13 protein-coding genes are annotated in these 17,914 nt (G+C 62.2%); 8 read left to right on the top strand and 5 right to left on the bottom strand.

Annotated elements, in window-relative coordinates; translation table 11 throughout:
• Window positions 1-155 precede the first annotated feature (155 nt).
• Window positions 156-1,049 (bottom strand): tRNA glutamyl-Q(34) synthetase GluQRS, encoded by an 894-nt coding sequence (gluQRS, locus tag PQR67_RS37680; protein ID WP_408467869.1) that lies wholly within the window; start codon window positions 1,047-1,049, stop codon window positions 156-158.
• Window positions 1,050-1,176: 127 nt separating this feature from the next.
• Window positions 1,177-2,040 (bottom strand): sulfurtransferase, encoded by an 864-nt coding sequence (locus PQR67_RS37675; RefSeq protein ID WP_408467868.1) that lies wholly within the window; start codon window positions 2,038-2,040, stop codon window positions 1,177-1,179.
• Window positions 2,041-2,456: 416 nt separating this feature from the next.
• On the opposite strand from PQR67_RS37675, the gene dnaE reads away from it, so the two are divergent.
• Window positions 2,457-6,044 (top strand): DNA polymerase III subunit alpha, encoded by a 3,588-nt coding sequence (gene dnaE / locus PQR67_RS37670; protein WP_408467867.1) that lies wholly within the window; start codon window positions 2,457-2,459, stop codon window positions 6,042-6,044.
• 51 nt (window positions 6,045-6,095) lie between these two features.
• On the opposite strand, the gene PQR67_RS37665 is transcribed toward dnaE, so the two are convergent.
• On the bottom strand, window positions 6,096-6,857 hold the full coding sequence (locus PQR67_RS37665; protein ID WP_408467866.1) for a glycosyltransferase family 2 protein: 762 nt from the start codon (window positions 6,855-6,857) through the stop codon (window positions 6,096-6,098).
• A gap of 190 nt (window positions 6,858-7,047) precedes the next feature.
• Between PQR67_RS37665 and msbA the strand changes: the two genes are divergently transcribed.
• On the top strand, window positions 7,048-8,841 hold the full coding sequence (gene msbA, locus PQR67_RS37660) for a lipid A export permease/ATP-binding protein MsbA (RefSeq protein ID WP_408467865.1): 1,794 nt from the start codon (window positions 7,048-7,050) through the stop codon (window positions 8,839-8,841).
• A gap of 55 nt (window positions 8,842-8,896) precedes the next feature.
• Here msbA and PQR67_RS37655 read toward each other — a convergent pair whose 3' ends face one another.
• The gene (locus PQR67_RS37655; RefSeq protein WP_408467864.1) at window positions 8,897-10,060 is read right to left on the bottom strand and encodes a glycosyltransferase family 9 protein; all 1,164 of its coding nucleotides are present in this window, start codon (window positions 10,058-10,060) and stop codon (window positions 8,897-8,899) included.
• 269 nt (window positions 10,061-10,329) lie between these two features.
• Here PQR67_RS37655 and PQR67_RS37650 point away from each other — a divergent pair, with 269 nt between their 5' ends.
• Genes PQR67_RS37650 through PQR67_RS37640 form a run of 3 tightly spaced genes read left to right on the top strand, consistent with a single transcriptional unit; the run spans window position 10,330 to window position 13,494 of the window.
• Window positions 10,330-11,664 carry an O-antigen ligase family protein gene (locus PQR67_RS37650; RefSeq protein ID WP_408467863.1) on the top strand — a complete coding sequence of 445 codons (1,335 nt, stop codon included), beginning with the start codon at window positions 10,330-10,332 and terminating at the stop codon, window positions 11,662-11,664.
• Window positions 11,665-11,680: 16 nt separating this feature from the next.
• Window positions 11,681-12,601, top strand: coding sequence for a glycosyltransferase family 2 protein (locus PQR67_RS37645; RefSeq protein ID WP_408467862.1), 921 nt, complete (start codon window positions 11,681-11,683; stop codon window positions 12,599-12,601).
• Window positions 12,602-12,648: 47 nt separating this feature from the next.
• Entirely contained in the window at window positions 12,649-13,494 is an 846-nt protein-coding gene (locus tag PQR67_RS37640) for a glycosyltransferase family 2 protein (protein ID WP_408467861.1), read from the top strand.
• 13 nt (window positions 13,495-13,507) lie between these two features.
• Here the strand turns inward: PQR67_RS37640 and PQR67_RS37635 are convergent, their stop codons facing one another.
• Window positions 13,508-13,828 (bottom strand): hypothetical protein, encoded by a 321-nt coding sequence (locus PQR67_RS37635; protein ID WP_408467860.1) that lies wholly within the window; start codon window positions 13,826-13,828, stop codon window positions 13,508-13,510.
• Window positions 13,829-14,005: 177 nt separating this feature from the next.
• Here PQR67_RS37635 and PQR67_RS37630 point away from each other — a divergent pair, with 177 nt between their 5' ends.
• The 3 genes from PQR67_RS37630 to PQR67_RS37620 all read left to right on the top strand — a co-directional run bounded on the left by PQR67_RS37630 (window position 14,006) and on the right by PQR67_RS37620 (window position 17,901).
• Window positions 14,006-14,929, top strand: a complete 924-nt coding sequence (locus PQR67_RS37630; protein WP_408467859.1) for a recombination-associated protein RdgC — start codon at window positions 14,006-14,008, stop codon at window positions 14,927-14,929.
• Between the two features lie 201 nt (window positions 14,930-15,130).
• The gene (locus PQR67_RS37625; RefSeq protein ID WP_408467858.1) at window positions 15,131-16,552 is read left to right on the top strand and encodes an HdeD family acid-resistance protein; all 1,422 of its coding nucleotides are present in this window, start codon (window positions 15,131-15,133) and stop codon (window positions 16,550-16,552) included.
• Window positions 16,553-17,097: 545 nt separating this feature from the next.
• The gene (locus PQR67_RS37620; protein WP_408467857.1) at window positions 17,098-17,901 is read left to right on the top strand and encodes a transglutaminase-like domain-containing protein; all 804 of its coding nucleotides are present in this window, start codon (window positions 17,098-17,100) and stop codon (window positions 17,899-17,901) included.
• Window positions 17,902-17,914: the final 13 nt, after the last annotated feature.

Here is a 17,914-nt window from a genome sequence, read left to right as displayed (position 1 = left end):
GCAACGGCAACGGCAACGGCAACGGCAACGGCAACGGCAACGGCAACGGCAACGGCAACCCCGTGTCGATCTTCGCTTTGTTCCTTGCTCTCCACTCGCGGCTCGCGCCGCGTGGATGTCGATGTGTTCCGTTTGTCGTCAGCGCCCTTCAGGCGCTAGTTGCGTTGCACTTGTATGCTCATGCGCTTTGCCCATGCCGCCGTTGCCGCAGCATAGAAACCCTCCAGCGTCACGTATTCGTTGTCGCCCATCTCAAGTCCCAAATGTCTGGCAGCTGCGTTCAGGGCCTCAAGGGGTTCGTTGCTGTCGAGCGCGGTTGCGCCGTTTTGCTTGCTGAGCTTTTCGCCCAGATCGTTCGTGACCACCGGTACGTGTAAATACGCCGGTGCCGGTACGCCAAGGCAACGCTGCAGGTATATCTGGCGAGCCGTTGAGTCCATCAAGTCCGCGCCTCGCACAATCTGCGTAATGCTCGCATCCGCGTCGTCAACCACCACCGCCAGTTGGTACGCCCACTGATCGTCAGCGCGTCTCAGGACGAAGTCGCCGACCTCAGTGGCCAGGTTCTGCGTTTGCCTGCCCTGCCAGCGGTCTTCGAATGTGATCACCGCAGGATCGCCATCAGGTACGCGCAGCCGCCATGCGCGCGCCGGCTTGCCATGCAGGCCGTTGCGGCAGGTCCCAGGATAGGCGAGCGTTGTGTTGCGCGTGTGCGCATGCAGCAGCGAGTCGGCAATCTCCCTGCGTGTGCAACTGCATGGGTAGGCCAGGCCGGCAGCCTTCAGTTGTTCGAGGGCTTCCTGGTAACGCGCAGTGCGACGGCTTTGCCAGACGGGCGGCTCGTCGGCATGCATGCCGAAACGCTCAAGGGTCGACAGAATCTCTTCAGCCGCGCCAGGGACGGTGCGAGGTCCGTCAATGTCTTCGATGCGTACGAGCCACACACCACCCTGCGCGCGCGCGTCCAGCCAGCTTGCGAGCGCGCTTACCAGCGAGCCGAAATGCAAAGGCCCAGTAGGCGATGGCGCGAAGCGTCCACGATAGGTCATGGGTTCGATCGGTGTGCTGATGCACAAATACGATGAACAACTGAGGGACCCACGCCGCGCAGCCATGAATCCGGATGGGAGCGGCGGGCCGCAACGTGAAGGCGCCCGCCTGCTGCAACCGCCCGCATCACGCGGCGCGCGCCGCCTTGCCGTCCGGATGGCATTCCGGACATGTCTTGCCCGCAACGTACATCGGCGATTGTTGCGCTTCGGGTGTCACCACCGCGCGGCAGCCGAAGCATTGCGCGGTCGCGGTCGGCTCCAGTTGCGGATTGAGTGCCGTGCGGTAGTCGAAGACGAAGCAGTCGCCGTGATAATGCGCGCCGCCGACTTCCTCGAAATACTTCAGGATGCCGCCTTCGAGCTGGTACACGTTCTCGATGCCGACTTCCTTCATGTGGATCGCCGCCTTCTCGCAGCGAATTCCGCCGGTGCAGAACGACACCACCGTCTTGCCCTCGAGATCGGCGCGGTTTTGCTCGATCACTTCCGGAAATTCGCTGAATTTCGTAATGCGGTAGTCGAGCGCGTCGTCAAAGGTGCCGACGTCCACTTCGAATGCGTTACGTGTGTCGAGCATGACGACGGGGCGGCCTGCGTCGTCATGGCCGCGGTCGAGCCAGCTTTTCAGCGTGGGGGCGTCGACGAACGGCGCGCGGCCGAGCTCCGGCCGGATCGCCGGCTTTTTCATCGTGATAATTTCGCGCTTGAGCTTGACCAGCATGCGGGTGAACGGCTGCTTGTCCGACAGGCTTTCCTTGAACTGCAGATTGACGAACTTGCCTTCGAATAGCGCGTCGTGACGGATGTAGTCGATAAAGGCGTCTGCGGCTTCACGGGAGCCCGCGACAAACAGATTGATGCCTTCAGGCGCCAGCAGCACGGTGCCGCGCAAGCCGAGCGTGTTGCAGCGCTCGGTGACGAGCGGGCGCCATGCGGCGGTGTCTTCGATAGTCGCGAAATGATAGGCGGCGAGATTGACGATACTCATGTGTGTCCAGCGGTAAGAAGTGCCCGGCGGCGCGGAAAACGGGGGCGCATTGCGCGACCCGCATCAGGCTTCATGCGGCGCGGGCACGTCGAATAGGCGAAACCCGTATTATCCCTCAACCGGGCACTTTGGCCGACTCGGCCGAATGGCCAGCCTGTTGCGGCAGCGCAAATCGCGCGCAAACATGCAAGCACGTGCCCATGCGCTTGCAGCGGGCCGCACCTTCTGCCCGTGAAATACGGCCGGAATTGCGCCAGCCGGTCCGTTCGAACCCGCAAGGCGCGCCGCTCCCGCGCTGTCGCCGAAATCGTCCGCCGCCCGCACAGCGCCGGTGTACGGGGCTCCCACGTTTGCGCCCCAGGCCGAACGGCTAACGCGTGGTTTTGGCCTGAAAACTCCGGAAGTGTGGAGTTACAATGTCGCCCATGTCAGATCCCCGCTTCGTTCATCTCCGCGTCCACTCCGAATTCTCGATTGCCGATGGCATCGTGCGTCTTGACGACATCGTCAAGGCCGCCGCCAAAGACGGTCAGGGTGCGCTCGCCCTTACCGACCTCGGCAACGCGTTCGGCCTCGTCCGTTTTTACAAGGAAGCCCGCGGCAAAGGGGTCAAACCCATTGCCGGTTGCGACGTCTGGATCACCAATCCGGACGACCGCGACAAGCCTTCGCGTTTGCTGCTGCTGGTCAAGAATCGCCGCGGTTATCTGAACCTGTGCGAGTTGCTCAGCAAGGCATCGCTCACCAACCAGTATCGCGGCCGCGCGGAAATCGAAGCCGGCTGGCTCGAATCCGGTCTGGGCGAAGGCCTGCTCGCGTTATCGGGTGCGCAACAGGGCGATATCGGCCTCGCGCTTGCGGCCGGCAACGAAGAGTCGGCCAAACGCAACGCGTTGCATTGGGCGAAGGTGTTCCCTGACGGTTTTTATATCGAACTGCAACGGTGTGGTCAGCCGGGCAGCGAGCAGTACGTGCAGCAGGCGGTAGCGCTCGCGGCGGCGCTGAAATTGCCGGTGGTGGCCACCCATCCCATGCAGTTCATGACGCCGGACGATTTCACCGCGCACGAAGCGCGCGTGTGTATTTCCGAAGGCGACATCCTGGCGAATCCGCGCCGTTCGAAGCGCTTTACGTCCGAGCAATATTTCCGCACGCAAGAAGAGATGACGGGGCTGTTCGCGGATATTCCGTCTGCGCTCGCCAATAGTGTCGAAATCGCCAGGCGCTGCAATTTGACGCTCGAACTCGGCAAGCCGAAACTGCCGCTCTTTCCGACACCCGACGGCATGTCGCTTGACGATTACCTCGTGCAATTGTCGAAAGAGGGCCTCGAAAAACGTCTCGAACAGTTGTACCCGGATACGGCCGAGCGCGAGGCGCAGCGCGAAACGTATTACCAGCGCCTCGAATTCGAGTGCGGCACGATCATCAAGATGGGCTTTCCGGGCTACTTCCTGATCGTTGCCGACTTCATCAACTGGGCCAAGAACAACGGCGTGCCGGTCGGCCCCGGCCGGGGGTCGGGCGCGGGTTCGCTGGTCGCCTATGCGCTCGGCGTGACCGACCTCGATCCGCTGCGCTACAACCTGCTGTTCGAACGTTTCCTGAATCCGGACCGGGTCTCGATGCCCGACTTCGACATCGACTTCTGCCAGCACGGCCGCGATCGTGTGATTCAGTATGTGAAGGACAAGTACGGGGCGGACGCCGTATCGCAGATCGCCACCTTCGGCACGATGGCGGCAAAGGCCGCGGTGCGGGATATCGGCCGCGTGCTCGATCTGGGCTACATGTTCACGGACGGCATCGCCAAGCTGATTCCGTTCAAGCCGGGCAAACACGTCACCATCGCCGACGCGATGAAGGAAGAGCCGCTGCTGCAGGAGCGCTTCGACAACGAAGACGAAGTGCATCAGTTGCTCGAACTCGCGCAGCGCGTGGAAGGCCTCACGCGTAACGTCGGCATGCACGCCGGCGGCGTGCTGATCGCGCCCGGCAAGCTGACCGATTTCTGCCCGCTGTATACGCAGGGCGACGAAAGCGGTGTGGTGAGCCAGTACGACAAGGACGACGTCGAAGCCGTCGGCCTCGTGAAGTTCGACTTTTTGGGCCTCACCACACTGACCATTCTGGATTGGGCCGAGCGCTATATCCGCCGCCTCGATCCGTCGAAGAAAGACTGGTCGCTCGCGCAGGTGCCGCTCGACGACCCGGCGTCGTTCTCGATCCTGAAGAAAGCGAACACGGTCGCCGTGTTCCAGCTGGAAAGCCGCGGCATGCAAGGCATGCTGAAAGACGCGCAGCCTGACCGCTTCGAGGACATCATCGCGCTGGTCGCGTTGTACCGTCCGGGCCCAATGGACCTGATCCCGAGCTTCTGCGCGCGTAAGCACGGGCGTGAAGTGGTGGAGTATCCGGATCCGCGCGTCGAATCTGTTCTGAAAGAGACCTACGGCATCATGGTCTACCAGGAGCAGGTGATGCAGATGGCGCAGATCATCGGCGGCTATTCGCTGGGCGGCGCCGACTTGCTGCGCCGCGCGATGGGTAAGAAGAAGGCCGAGGAAATGGCCGAGCATCGCGAGCTGTTCCGTCAGGGCGCCGCGAAGAACGGGCTGACCGGCGAGAAAGCGGACGAAATCTTCGACTTGATGGAGAAGTTCGCGGGCTACGGCTTCAACAAGTCGCACGCGGCGGCGTATGCGCTGCTCGCGTACCACACCGCATGGCTGAAGGCACACCATCCGGCCGAATTCATGGCGGCGAATATGTCGCTCGCCATGGACGACACGGATAAGGTCAAGATCCTGTTCGAGGACTGCCTCACGAACAAGATGGCCGTGTTGCCGCCCGACGTCAATCTGTCTGCCTACCGTTTCGAGCCGGTCGCGGAAGCGGACGGCAAGCGCTCCAAAACGATTCGCTACGGACTCGGTGCGATCAAGGGCAGCGGCCAGAATGCGATCGAAGAAATCCTGCGCGCCCGCGAAGAAGGTCCGTTCATCGACATCTTCGACTTCTGCAACCGGGTCGACCGCCGGATCGTCAATCGCCGGACGGTGGAAGCATTGATCCGCGCCGGCGCGTTCGACACACTGCACGCGAACCGCGCGCAGCTGATCGCCTCCGTCTCGCTGGCCATGGAAGCCGCCGAACAGGCAAGCGCCAACGCGATGCAGGCAGGTCTGTTCGACATGGGCGACGCGCCGTCGCAGGGGCACGAGCTGGTCGACGAGCCGGAATGGCCGGAAAAGAAGAAGCTGCAGGAAGAAAAGGCCGCACTTGGCTTCTATCTGTCGGGCCATCTGTTCGATGCGTACAAAGACGAAGTGCGCCGTTTCGTGCGCCAGAAGATCGGCGAACTGAAGGAAGGGCGCGACAAGCTGGTCGCGGGCGTCATCGCATCGCTGCGCACGCAGATGACACAGCGCGGCAAGATGCTGATCGCGTTGCTCGACGACGGCACCGGCCAATGCGAAGTGACCGTCTTCAACGAGACTTTCGAGGCCAACAAGCCGTTCTTCAAGGAAGACGAACTGCTGGTGGTGCAAGGTTCGGCGCGCAACGACGCGTTCACGGGCGGCATCCGTTTCACGGTCGATACGGTAATGGACCTGGGGCGCGCCCGTTGCCGTTATGCGGAAGCCGTGAAGGTGCAGATGAACGGCAATGCAGATGCGTCGGCATTGCGGCGCGTGCTCGAAGCGCACAGCGCGGGGAAGGACGAGCCGCAAGCGGCACCGGCGCCGGCGGTGTCGTCGCGGGGTGGCAACGGCGCCAATGGTGGCGGTGGTGGTGGCCGCAACGGCGGGGGCTATGGCGGCGGTGGCCAGCGCCAGGCCGTGCAGATTCCGAACGGGCTGGCGGTGCAGGTGGTTTATCGCAGCGAGAATGCGCAAGGTGAAATGCGCTTGGGCGACACGTGGCGCGTGAAACCGACCGACGAACTACTCGCGGCCTTGCGTGGCGAGTTTGCAGGAAGCTCGATCGAGATCGTCTATTGACGACCGGTTTGCCCGCGCGGCGTGCGTGGGCAAACCGTTGGTGAGCCTTGGCTATTGGCGCGTCTTCTCTCCTAGCCGTGCCAGCTTCAGAAACCGGTAGTACACCGTTTCCGCATTGAACACCGCGATCATGAAACCCGCGCGGCCGTCGAGAAATCCGCGCCGCAGCACATAGGTCCGCACGAAAGCCCAGGCGCCGCGCCCGAGCGCTTTGCCGAAACTGCCGCGCTTGCCTGCCGCATGGCGTTGCTGCGCACCTGCTGTCGAATAGGCGTCGAGCTTGCGCAACACGCCTTCGAAGTCCTCGTAGGAGTAGTGCATCAGCTTGCCGGTCAGTCGCTGCGACGGCGTGTCGAACACCAGACGTTCGTGCACGAGGTCGTCGGAGAAACGCGCGGCGCCGCGTTTGAAGAGGCGCGGAATCCAGTCCGGGTACCAGCCGCTGTGGTGAATCCAGTGGCCGCAAAAGCTTGACAACCTGTCCACGGCGTAGACATCCGCGGCAGGCGCGGCCAGCACCGCGCGGATCGCCGCTGCCAGCTCCGGCGAGACGATCTCGTCAGCGTCGAGCGAGAGAATCCAGCCCGTGGTGAGCGCATCCACCGCCCGGTTCTTTTGCGGGCCGAAGCCCGGCCAGTCGGTTTGCTCAAGTACGCGCGCGCCGTGTGCCCGGGCGATTTCCGCGGTAGCGTCGGTGCTGCCGCCGTCGATCACGACGATCTGATCGGCGAAAGCCACGGCTTGCAGGCATTCGGCCAGTCGCGCCGCCGCGTTTTTGGTGATGATGGCGACGCCGAGGGTGGTTTCTTGCATACCTGAATTGCGTGGAAAGTGCAGGGTGGCGGAATGGGTCGCGCAAAGTATACAACCCGGCCATGCAACACAGCCGATCCCTAACCGCCGGCCAAGATCACCAACCGTTTACAATGCTGTTTTTCGATATTTCGCGTGTCAGGCATTCCGCCTGTTGCGCGAATGCTGTCCCGCATTCTCAGAGGATTCCTTGAGCGCGAAGCCAACGTTAAGCAAACCCATTGGTTCAGGAGAGGCCTCGTCGCCTGCCGTCGTCTTTCGACGCTTGTGGCCTTATATCAAGCCGCTGATGTGGGTGGTAGTCGGCGCGATCGTTGCCATGGCCGTGAGCGCCAGCACTGACGCGGCGATTCCCGCATTGCTCAAACCGCTGCTGGACAAGGGCTTCGGCGCGCATGCCAACGACAACGCCAGGTGGTTCGTGCCGTTGGCGGTCATCGGTCTTGCACTGGTGCGTGGCGTGTCGCAATACGCGTCCGGCTATCTGCTTGCTTACGTGTCGAACAAGATCCTGCTCGACCTTCGCCTGAAGATGTTCGATCGCATGATCCACACGAGCGTGGCGTTCTTCCAGCGCGAAACCGCGAGCACGGTGATCAACGCGATCGTCTTCGAGGTAAACCAGATTCTCAACGTGTTGTTGAGCGTGATGGTCACGCTGGTGCGCGACTCGCTGACCGTCATTTTCCTGCTCGGCTATCTGTTTTACCTGAACTGGCGCCTGACGTTGATCGTCGCGGTGCTGCTGCCGGGGATCGGCTGGCTGGTCGGCAAGATCAACCGTCGTTTGCGGCGCCTGAATCGCGAGCATCAGCTGTTGACCAACGAACTGTCGTACATTGTCGAAGAAACGGTGGGTGGCTACAAGGTCGTCAAGGTGCACAACGGCGAGCAGTACGAGACGGACCGCTTCACGGCAATGAGCAAGCGGCTGCGTGGCTACGCCATGCGCATGACCGTCTCCGGCGGCCTCGCGCAACCGTTGACGCAGTTCCTGGCGTCAATCGCGCTCGCCGTGGTGATTACGATCGCGGTGGTGCAGTCGTCTTCGGATCAGACCACCGTCGGCGGTTTTGTGGCGTTCGTCACGTCGATGTTGCTGATCATCTCGCCGTTGAAGCACTTGATGGACGTAAATCAGCCGCTGCAGCGCGGCATGACGGCGTGCGAACTGATTTTCGGCCTGATCGACGAGCCGTCGGAACCGGAGGGCGGCGGCAAGCCGCTCGAGCGCGCCCGCGGCGAAGTGGAATTCCGCGACGTATCGTTCAGCTATGGCAGCAATGCCACGCACAGCCGCCACACGCTCGACCATGTGTCCTTCAAGGTGGCGCCGGGCGAAATGGTCGCGCTGGCGGGCCCGTCGGGCAGCGGCAAGACCACGCTGGTGAATTTGCTGCCGCGCTTCTTCGATCCGACCGGTGGCGAAATTCTGGTCGACGGTGTCGCGCTGCCGGAATACGGCCTGCATGCGTTGCGCAGCCAAATTGCGATGGTGAGCCAGGACGTGGTGCTGTTCAACGACACGGTGGCCAACAACGTCGCTTATGGGCAGACGGCCGATCCGGACAAGGTCAAAGCGGCGCTGCGCGCGGCGAACCTGTGGGATACCGTTGAGGCGATGCCCAACGGCATCGACACCCTGGTCGGCGACAACGGCATGATGCTCTCGGGCGGTCAACGCCAGCGTTTGGCGATTGCGCGTGCGATTTACAAGGACGCGCCGATCCTGATCCTCGACGAAGCCACCTCGGCGCTCGATTCCGAGTCCGAACGCCACGTGCAGGCGGCGCTGGAAACCTTGATGAAGGGGCGTACCACGCTCGTGATCGCGCATCGTTTGTCGACCATCGAACGCGCCGACCGGATTCTGGTGATGGAAGCAGGGCGCATTGTCGAGCGCGGCAGCCATCGGGAACTGCTGACGCAGGGCGGGCTGTACGCGCACCTGCATCGCATCCAGTTCCAGCAGGACGCAGCCTGATCCGTGGCATGAGCGCGGGTGCCGCAGAGTCTGCATCTGCGACACCGCTCACCGTCTAAGCGGCGAAAGTCCGTGTGGCTGCCTTGGCCAACTGCGCTTGGATGGCGTTCATGAGGTCGGCCGGCGCGAGCTCGTCCACGTCGCCGCGGCTCTGAATGCCGATCGAATGGCATTTTTCGGTCAGGCGCAGATAGGGCGGTTCGCGGTCTGAAAACAGCGAGACGCTCGGCGTTGGCGTGGAGTGCGCGACGTGCATCAGGCCACCGTCCGCACCCACAAAGAGACTTGCATTTGCGACCATTTCGCGCGATTGCAGCAACGTCAGCTTGCCGACGCATGAAGTGATCTTCAGCCTGCTGAATGGTCGGTTTAACAATTCATCCGCCATCGCGCGCCCGTTGTCCGAGCCGAGCAGAACCACCTGCATCGGCATGTTCTGGTCGTCCGAACGATCGATGAGTTCGAGCAACGCGCCCCAATGCCGGTAGGTGCGGTTCTCGTCGAGCCCGCCGACCGCGAGTGCCAGAAACCGGTCGTTAGGCAGGAACGGGCGAACTGAGTCGTGAGTCTGCGCCTGCGTTACCAGATACGGCTTGCTGATCGAAACGATTTCGGCGTCGCTGTAGCCGAGCGAGAAGACGTGGTTGATCGCGGCATGGCTGAAGCTGGTCTGATTGCGGTCAGGACCGTAGAAGTACTGGAACAGGCACGCGTAAGGCAGCGTGTTGAAGTGCTTCGTCTTCAGCCTGATTGACGGCAGGTTGTACTCCGACATCAGGATCGCATCGTAGTGGCGGCCCGAAAGATCCTGTAAGTCGGAAAAAACGTTCCGGAAGACGTCGTCCTCCTCGAACAGTTTGTGCAGATTCGGCAATGTGAAAAGGTCGACTTCGAAATCCGTGCCTTTCAGCAACGCCCGCCCTGACATGTCCATCGTCGCGTCGCCAAAATTGCGCTTGCCGGTGTAAATCCACAGCCAGCGCTTGACCCCAACGGCACTGCTGAGTTGCAGGCGCGTCTGCCCGTGCCATTTGAGCAGCAGATGTTTGTGTAAATACTTTTTCACGATGCTCGCCCGCGAAGCCTTGCGCAAAAACACGTCGGGCTCATGCGCGACGCCCGCATAGGGAATGCGGGTGGAGCGATTGACGGCCGTGTCCACGGCTCTTTTCACGGCGGCGGGTGCGCTGCGATAGAGCGCGCGCATTAATCGTTTCATTGCCTGGCTGCTGGGGAAATTTCTGGGTCTCTCTGCCGGCGCAATGTTGCGGTGCATCAAGGCCGGCCACTCGTTGCGGCGGGGTGTGGCCCGTATGGTACCAGCAGACGCTTACATGCTTTCGGGCAGCGTCCCACGCGATTGTCCACGGCAGGGGCGGCGGCGCTGCCGCATTAATCAGATAAGGACGGGAACCCGGTACAATAGAGCGGCCTCCAAATCCGGTCGCGCGCGCCAGCCGTCGCGACGGCCGGTTAAATTCATCAGACATGTCGACGCCCGCAAAAAAATCTTCCCTGAGCGTCCACTCACGAAGCCTGCTACCAGCGTTATTCCTGCTTACGTATCCGTCGGCCACCTTGCTGATACACGGTGCTGGCAGTGCGTTGTCGATCGCGGCCGTGGTCGTTTCGCTTGCCTTGCTGGCCGCGCCGAAAGCCTGGACCGGCCTGCTGCCGCTTCAATGGGACCGCACCGATCTCGCGCTGTGTGTCGCCATGGCGAGCCCGGTGCTTGTCGTGTTGCTTGGCGGCGTATGGCACGGCAGAGTCGTGCCCAACGAGTTCGATTCGCCTTCCCGTTTCTTTGCCACCGTGCCGGCATTTCTCGTGTTACGGCGTGCGCTGCCGCGCACCCTCGCATGGGCCGATCTATCGTTTGCGTTTGCCGGCCTGGCGTCGCTCGGCGTTCTGCTGATTGCGCCGCGCGACTGGGGGCTCGGCCGCCTTAGCAACCAGTTCCTGAATCCGATTCACTTCGGCGATATCGCGCTGGTGATGGGCGCGCTGTCCGTCCTGTCGCTGAACTGGTGGCGCAAGGACCGGCTGGCAGTGCGGATCATCAAGGTGGCGGGTCTTTTTGCGGGGTTGTCCGCGTCGCTGATCACCGGTTCGCGCGGCGGCTGGGTGGCGATCCCCGTGATTGCCGCGATGATTCTCTATTTGCGCAGCCGCGGTAAGTCGCGCAAATGGAAGGTGCTGCTGCCGCTTGCGATTGTGGCGATTCTGGCCGCCGTGTACGTGTTTTCGCCAACCGCTCGCGACCGGGTCGGCGATCTTTCCTCGGATGCGGTGCAATACACGCATGGCAACAAGGACACGTCGCTGGGCATCCGTCTGCAGCTTTACGAGGCGGCGGCGCGTATCGTGGCGAGCCATCCGCTGCTCGGGCTCGGCGCCGACGGTTTCCGTAACAGCATGCAGTCGTTTGCCGATTCGGGGCTGCTCACGCCTGCTGCCGCGCAGTTGGGCAGAGGCGAGGCCCATAACCAGATACTCGCGTACATGACCGATTACGGCATCATCGGCGCGCTTGCCGTGCTGGCCATCTACGTCGTGCCGGGCGTGCTTTTCTGGCGGCGGCTTGCCGCGCCGACCGACCCGGCTCGCCGGGCCGCGCTGATGGGGCTGACGTTTGTCGTGTCTTTCTGGATTTTCGGTCTGACGGTCGAAACCTTCGATTTGAAGATAACCGTATCTTTCTACGCCACCGTTATCGCGATCCTGGCGGCCGCCTCCGCGTATGCGGACCGGAATGGCGTCGCTCATGCCGGCAGGCAGGCGGACCGTGTCGCCGTGCGCGCGCAGCGCACTCCCACTCAATGAGAATCGTCATCCCCTCATGTTCAGTATCCTGATCCCGAGCTGGAACAACCTGCCGTACCTGAAGCTGTGCATCGACAGTATTCGTCGACATTCGGCGTTCGATCACGAGATCATCGTGCATGTGAACGACGGCAGCGACGGCACACTCGAATGGGTCCGCTCGGAAGGGATCCCGCACACGTGGAGCACGGGCAACGTCGGCGTCTGTCTTGCATTGAACGATGTGGCGCGGCTCGCCACGCGCGACTGGATCCTGTTCCTGAACGACGATATGTTCTGCACGCCGGGCTGGGATCTCGCCTTCGATAAGAGCTTGCGCGAGCTCGGCCATTCGAGCGCGTATCTGTCCTCGACGCTCATCGAGCCGACCGACACCGGCAATGCGAACGTGACCGCCGCCGACTTCGGCACCGGTCCTGAGAACTTCGACGAAGCGGGCCTGCTCGCCTACTGCGCCGGCATGAAGTCGGCCGATCGCGACGGCGTCGCTTTGCAGCCGATGCTGGTGAGCCGCCAGTTGTGGCACGCGGTGGGTGGCTACAGCATCGAGTTCGGCCCTGGCATGAGCAGCGACGACGACTTCCTGATGAAGCTGTGGCTCGTCGGTTGCCGGGTGTTCCGTTCGGTGGGCGCGAGCCGCATCTATCATTTCGGCTGCAAATCGACCGGCCGGATCCGCCGCAACCGTGGCGGCCGTGAGTTTCTGATGAAATGGGGCATTTCGCAGCGCGACTTCAATCGCGACTACATTCGGCGTACGGCTTCTGCCGAGGCGGGTTCTCTGCCGAATATTCCGCGTGCGCCGTTCAAGAGCCGCTTCAAGCGGGTACTCTATGCGCTCGGCCGTTATCCGTTCGAGGATCTGGAGGGCTGGGAGCCGGACTTGCCGGCGAAGCTGACGTTCATGAAGCCGTTTGGCAGCAAGAGCGACAACTAGGCCGAAAAACGCCTCGCGCGAACAACCACCACGGAAAAACGCATTCGATGTTCTCAATCATCATCCCGACCTGGAACAATCTGCCTTACCTGCGGCTCGTGATCGAAAGCCTGCGGCGTCATTCCACGCATACGCATCAGATCATCGTGCACGTGAACGACGGCTCGGACGGCACCCTGGCCTGGGTGCGCGAAGAGGGTATCGAACATACCGCATCGCCCGGCAACATCGGTATCTGTCACGCGGTCAATATCGCGGCGGCGCGCGCCACGCAGGACTACATCGTCTACATGAACGACGACATGTACTGCTGCCCCGGCTGGGACGACGCGCTCGTCAGGCGTCTCGCGCAGATGCCGGCCGACAATCTGTTCATGCTGTCCGGCACGATGGTCGAACCGGTCGACTCCGGCAATCCCTGTGTTGTCGTGCAGAACTTTGGCCGCGACGTTGAAAATTTCCGCGCCGAAGAACTGGTGGCCGCTACGCCGAAACTCGTACGCGCCGACTGGCGTGGCGCCACATGGCCGCCCACGCTCGTGCATCGCGACTGGTGGTACAAGCTCGGCGGCTATAGCAGCGAACTGAGCCCCGGCATGAGCAGCGACAACGACTTTTCCATGAAACTGTGGGACGCCGGTTGCCGGGTGTTCCTCGGCGTTGGTGACAGTCTGGTTTATCACTTCCAGCAGAAGAGCACCGGCAAGGTCGTCAAAAACGACGGGCGCCGCCAGTTCCTGAACAAGTGGGGCATGACGCAGGCCACCTTCGATCGTTATTTTCTGCGCCGCGGCACGGCGGTGGAAGGCGCCCAGGCGGTCGGCGAACCTGAGCAGACCGGCCGCCTGCGGCGCGCGCTGCTCAAGTCGCGCATCAAGCGTGCGTTCAGCTAAAGCAGGCGCGGCGCTACACGCCGCCCGTCACTAGCGGCAGCACCGTCAAATCCGGGTGCGTACCGTCGACGATGCTGCGCCCCACATGGATGCCTTCGTAGAGCGCCTCTTCCACGCCGGCGAAGCTCTCTTCGCCGTCCGCATGGAACGGCACCGAATGTCCGGGAATGGCCGGATCGGCGCCAGGATGACACACGTAACCGACATACGTGCAGCGGTTATCGGGCCTGGCTGACGGCCTGGCCGCGTCGGGCGGGTTTTTCAGGAACGGCGCAACGTGAATTTCGAAACCCTCGTACTCCACGATCCGCCAAGGTGCGGTTTCATCGGCCATGGCCGCCTCCGTCTATGTCGTGCGCCTCTTGAAAAGTCTAGGCGATTTTGGTCCCAAAGCGAAAACTACGCTTGCGGTGACGCCGCAACGGCCGGGCGTGCAGGTCCGCGCCCGAGCGCGCCATTCTGGCCGCGTCAGATAGAATGACGCGCTTTGCCTCCGTACAAGACCCTGCCCATGTGGTTCAAAAACCTTCAGTTGCACCGTCTTCCCGCTCCGTGGTCCGTCACCCCTGAACAAATGGAGAAATGGCTGTTGCCGCACGCGTTCGCGCCCGGCAACAGCGCCGAGATGCAAAGCCATGGCTGGGCGTCGCCACGCGATAACGACGCGCTGGTGTATTCGCTCAATGGCCAGATGCTGCTGGTGTTTCGCACCGAAAAGAAACTGCTGCCGGCTTCGGTCGTGACGCAAGTGACCAAGGCGCGTGCGCTCGAACTTGAAGAGCAACAAGGCTTCAAACCCGGCCGCAAGCAGATGCGCGAACTCAAGGAGCAGGTGACCGACGAACTGCTGCCGCGCGCCTTCAGCATTCGTCGCGACACGCGCGTGTGGATCGATACCCGGAACGGTTGGCTCGTGATCGATGCGGGCTCGCAAGCGGTCGCCGACGAAGTGCGCGGGCTGCTGGTGAAGTCGATCGATCAATTGCCGCTCGGTACCGTGCGCGTCACGCAGTCGCCGGTTGCGGCAATGACCGGATGGCTGCTCTCCGGTGAGGGTCCCGCGGGCTTCACGCTCGACCAGGACACCGAGTTGCGCTCGCCGACGGAAGGCAATGCAACCGTGCGTTACGTTGGACATACTTTGGATGCCGAAGATATGCGCCGTCATATCGAAGCCGGCAAACAATGCATGCGGCTCGCGATGACGTGGAACGATCGCGTGTCGTTCGTGCTGACGCCTTCGTTGATCATCAAGCGTATCGCGCCGCTCGACGTTCTCAAGGAAGCGAGCGACCCCACCGCGCAGAACGACGACGAACGCTTCGATTCCGACGTCACGCTGATGACGGCCGAACTGGATCGCATGCTGTGCGATCTGCTCGACGCGTTGGGCGGCGAGCAGGGCGAGGCAATGCCGCAAGCCGCGGCGGCCTGAGCGGCGTCTCGCAGACTGACGCTCGCTTGCGTGGGTCTCGCTGCGAGCATGCGGCATCGGTGCGTAATGCATTCGCGCAACGGCGCCGGGTGGCCGCGTCGCCGCATGCTGACCATCGCCATAGCGGGGCCGGCTACGCCATCACGCTGAATGTGAGTAAGATTACGACCAGAAAGGCGCATCGATCACGGAGAATGGGCGATGGTTCGACTGGTTATGATCCTGCTGGGTGTCGATTATTTGCGTACGCGCTGGCGCTCGTTGCAGTTGATCGGCTGGGTGAGCGTGGTGCTCGGCGTGGTGGTTTTCATCGACGCACTCGATAGCGCGCTCTATTTCCCGATCACGCCGTTCGCTGTATTGCTGCTGCTCGAAGGGCTCGCCACCCTGGCCGTCGCCTGGACTGGCATGGGCGGGCAACGCACGCTGCGCTATGTAAAAGGCGTCGCGTTCTGTTTTGCGGCGGCGCTGATTCTCGTTGGCCATCATCACGGCAACTTCATTCTGTCGCTGATTTTCGGCACGCTCTTTCTGGCCGACGGCCTGCTGCAGATCGTTTCCGCGAAGGTCGTTCGTTATCGCACGTGGCGCCTCGCGATGATCGGCGGCGGCGTTGAAATCGCGCTGGCGATTTTCTTCTATCAGCCTTATCCAACACACTATGTGGGCACCGTGCCGTACTGTCTCGGCCTCGGCCTGATATTCGGCGGCTGGAACATGATTTTGTTGAGCACGCGCGTGCGGCGTCTCGCGTCGAATCCCGCGGTGGCCTCGGACGATGCAACGGCCGATGCCGCCAATTCCGCCGCGAGTGCAGCCGCTCCCGGACGGCGGGGCGCGGTTGAATGGGACGGGCCGCCTGCCGCCGATGAAGACGCGCTAACGGTCCACGTGTGGACGCCGGTGGGCTCGGCCAAGGGTGAGGCGCGGCGGCAGTTGATTGTCGATCGCTATATTGCGGCGGTGGATCGTAACGGCGTGATATCAACAGGTCATGCCGCGCTCGAATCGCCCGAGGGCGTCTATATCAGTCTGTATCCAGGCGCCGAGATCGATCGTTCGCCCGACGATTTCGCGCGGCTCCTGCGCGCAACGCGCGAGAACGACGTGCCCGGTGTATTCCAGCCCGATTACCCGACCGAATCGAAAGCATGGTGTCAGTCGACAGTTCAGGTGCGCATACGCAATTACGATCCGGTGCGCTTGCGCCGCTTCTGGGACACCTATCGTCAGGATACGACCTACAACCTGACGCACCGCAATTGTTCAAGCAGCGTGTCGCGCGCACTGGAAGCGGCGATCGAAGGCGCGTCGGCGCGCGTGTGGGGAGAGCTCGGCGGCTGGGGGCCTTTCTTGCGCGTGATTACGACGCCGGAATTGTGGGTGGCCGCGCAACTGCGCAAACGCGCCGCGACGATGGCATGGACGCCGGGTCTTACGCTCGACTATGCGCGCGCGCTCAGCATGCTCGCCGACCCGCGTCCGTCGGGCTGGGTGAAGATGGCGCGCCTCGCCGTGCGCAGAATGGTGCGTTCGCGCCAGCAATGGCGCGAGGAAGCGCGTGGCGCACCGGCTTCACAGGAAACCGGGCGTGGGCGGACCGCCGGCGCAGTGCGTGACTGATGAGCCTGACGGCGGCTCTCGGCACGGGTTTGCCCAACTTCGGCGGCGCGGTGAAAACAGCAAACATATCAAGCGCTTGCCGATTTTGCCGGGTAGTTATACACAGATTTGCGAACAGATTCTGTTGATAACTTCCGCGTGGGTGTCCATCGCCGCCAAATGAATCATTTCAACCAATATGGCGGGTGTATGCTGAACTCGACAGCTTATCGAAGACAGCATCGCACCCCGTCGAACCATGGCCGTGGCTCATTCAGGATCAAATCGCGACGGGTGTTCAGCGCTTGCCCGCAGCAGCGGGTTTTATCAGCGTGAACATGATGTCCGGAGCGAGCCCGGTTGCGTCCATCGGCCAGTCGGGTGACTGAGCGACAGTGCATCACGGTGCGTCACGTCGGCCTCTACCGCTACCCGGAATCCGGTCGGTTCGGCAAACACCGCATGACGTCCCACTCGCGCGCCAGTCACAACGTGCGCTTCGATAGCGAAGCGATGCTCGAACACTTCGCGTCCATCGAATGTATCAACTGGAAGAGGGCGCCGTAATGAAATTGCGCGTTGGCTACGAACTGGTTTATGAGTGTGTGCAACCGACGCCGATGATGTTGATGTTGAACACGCACTATTCCCATGCGAAGGACGTGCTGAGTGCGGACTTGCTGGCGGTTGATCCGCTGGTGCCGATCAGTCAGTATCGCGACGGCTTCGGCAATTTGTGCAGCCGGATCGTCGCGCCGCAGGGCCGGCTGGCGTTGTCGACGAGTGCGGTGCTCGAGGTGTCGTCGGATCCGGAGCGGCGGCCACCGTTGACCGAGCAGCATGCGGTGGAGGCGTTACCGGATGACTCGCTGATGTTTCTGCTGGGTAGCCGCTATTGCGAAACCGATTTGCTGTCCGAATTTGCCTGGCAGACGTTCGGCAAGCTGCCGCTCGGACGCGTCCGCGTGGATGCGATTTGCAACTACGTGCACGAGCACATCGTGTTTGGCTACGATTTCGCCCGGCCGACCAAGACCGCCTGGCAGGCCTGGCAGGAGCGCAAAGGGGTATGCCGGGATTTCGCGCATCTGGCCGTGACGCTGTGCCGGGCGATGAATATACCGGCGCGGTATTGCACGGGATATATCAGCGATGTCGGTACGCAACCGCCGTATTCGACGATGGACTTTGCTGCGTGGTTCGAAGCGTATGTTGGCGGGTGCTGGCAGACGTTCGATCCGCGGAATAATGTGCCCCGTACAGGGCGGGTTTTGATGGCGCGGGGGAGGGATGCGGCGGACGTTGCTATCAGTAACGCGTTTGGGCCGACGCAGTTGATGAAGTTTGATGTGGTGTGCGAGCCGATATAGGTTTTCTTGCCAA

This window comes from Paraburkholderia fungorum, assembly GCF_046026025.1.
In the GTDB taxonomy this organism is placed as follows: domain Bacteria; phylum Pseudomonadota; class Gammaproteobacteria; order Burkholderiales; family Burkholderiaceae; genus Paraburkholderia; species Paraburkholderia fungorum_E.
Note: the sequence above shows the minus strand (reverse complement) of the source record. Positions and strands in the feature narration are given on the sequence as shown.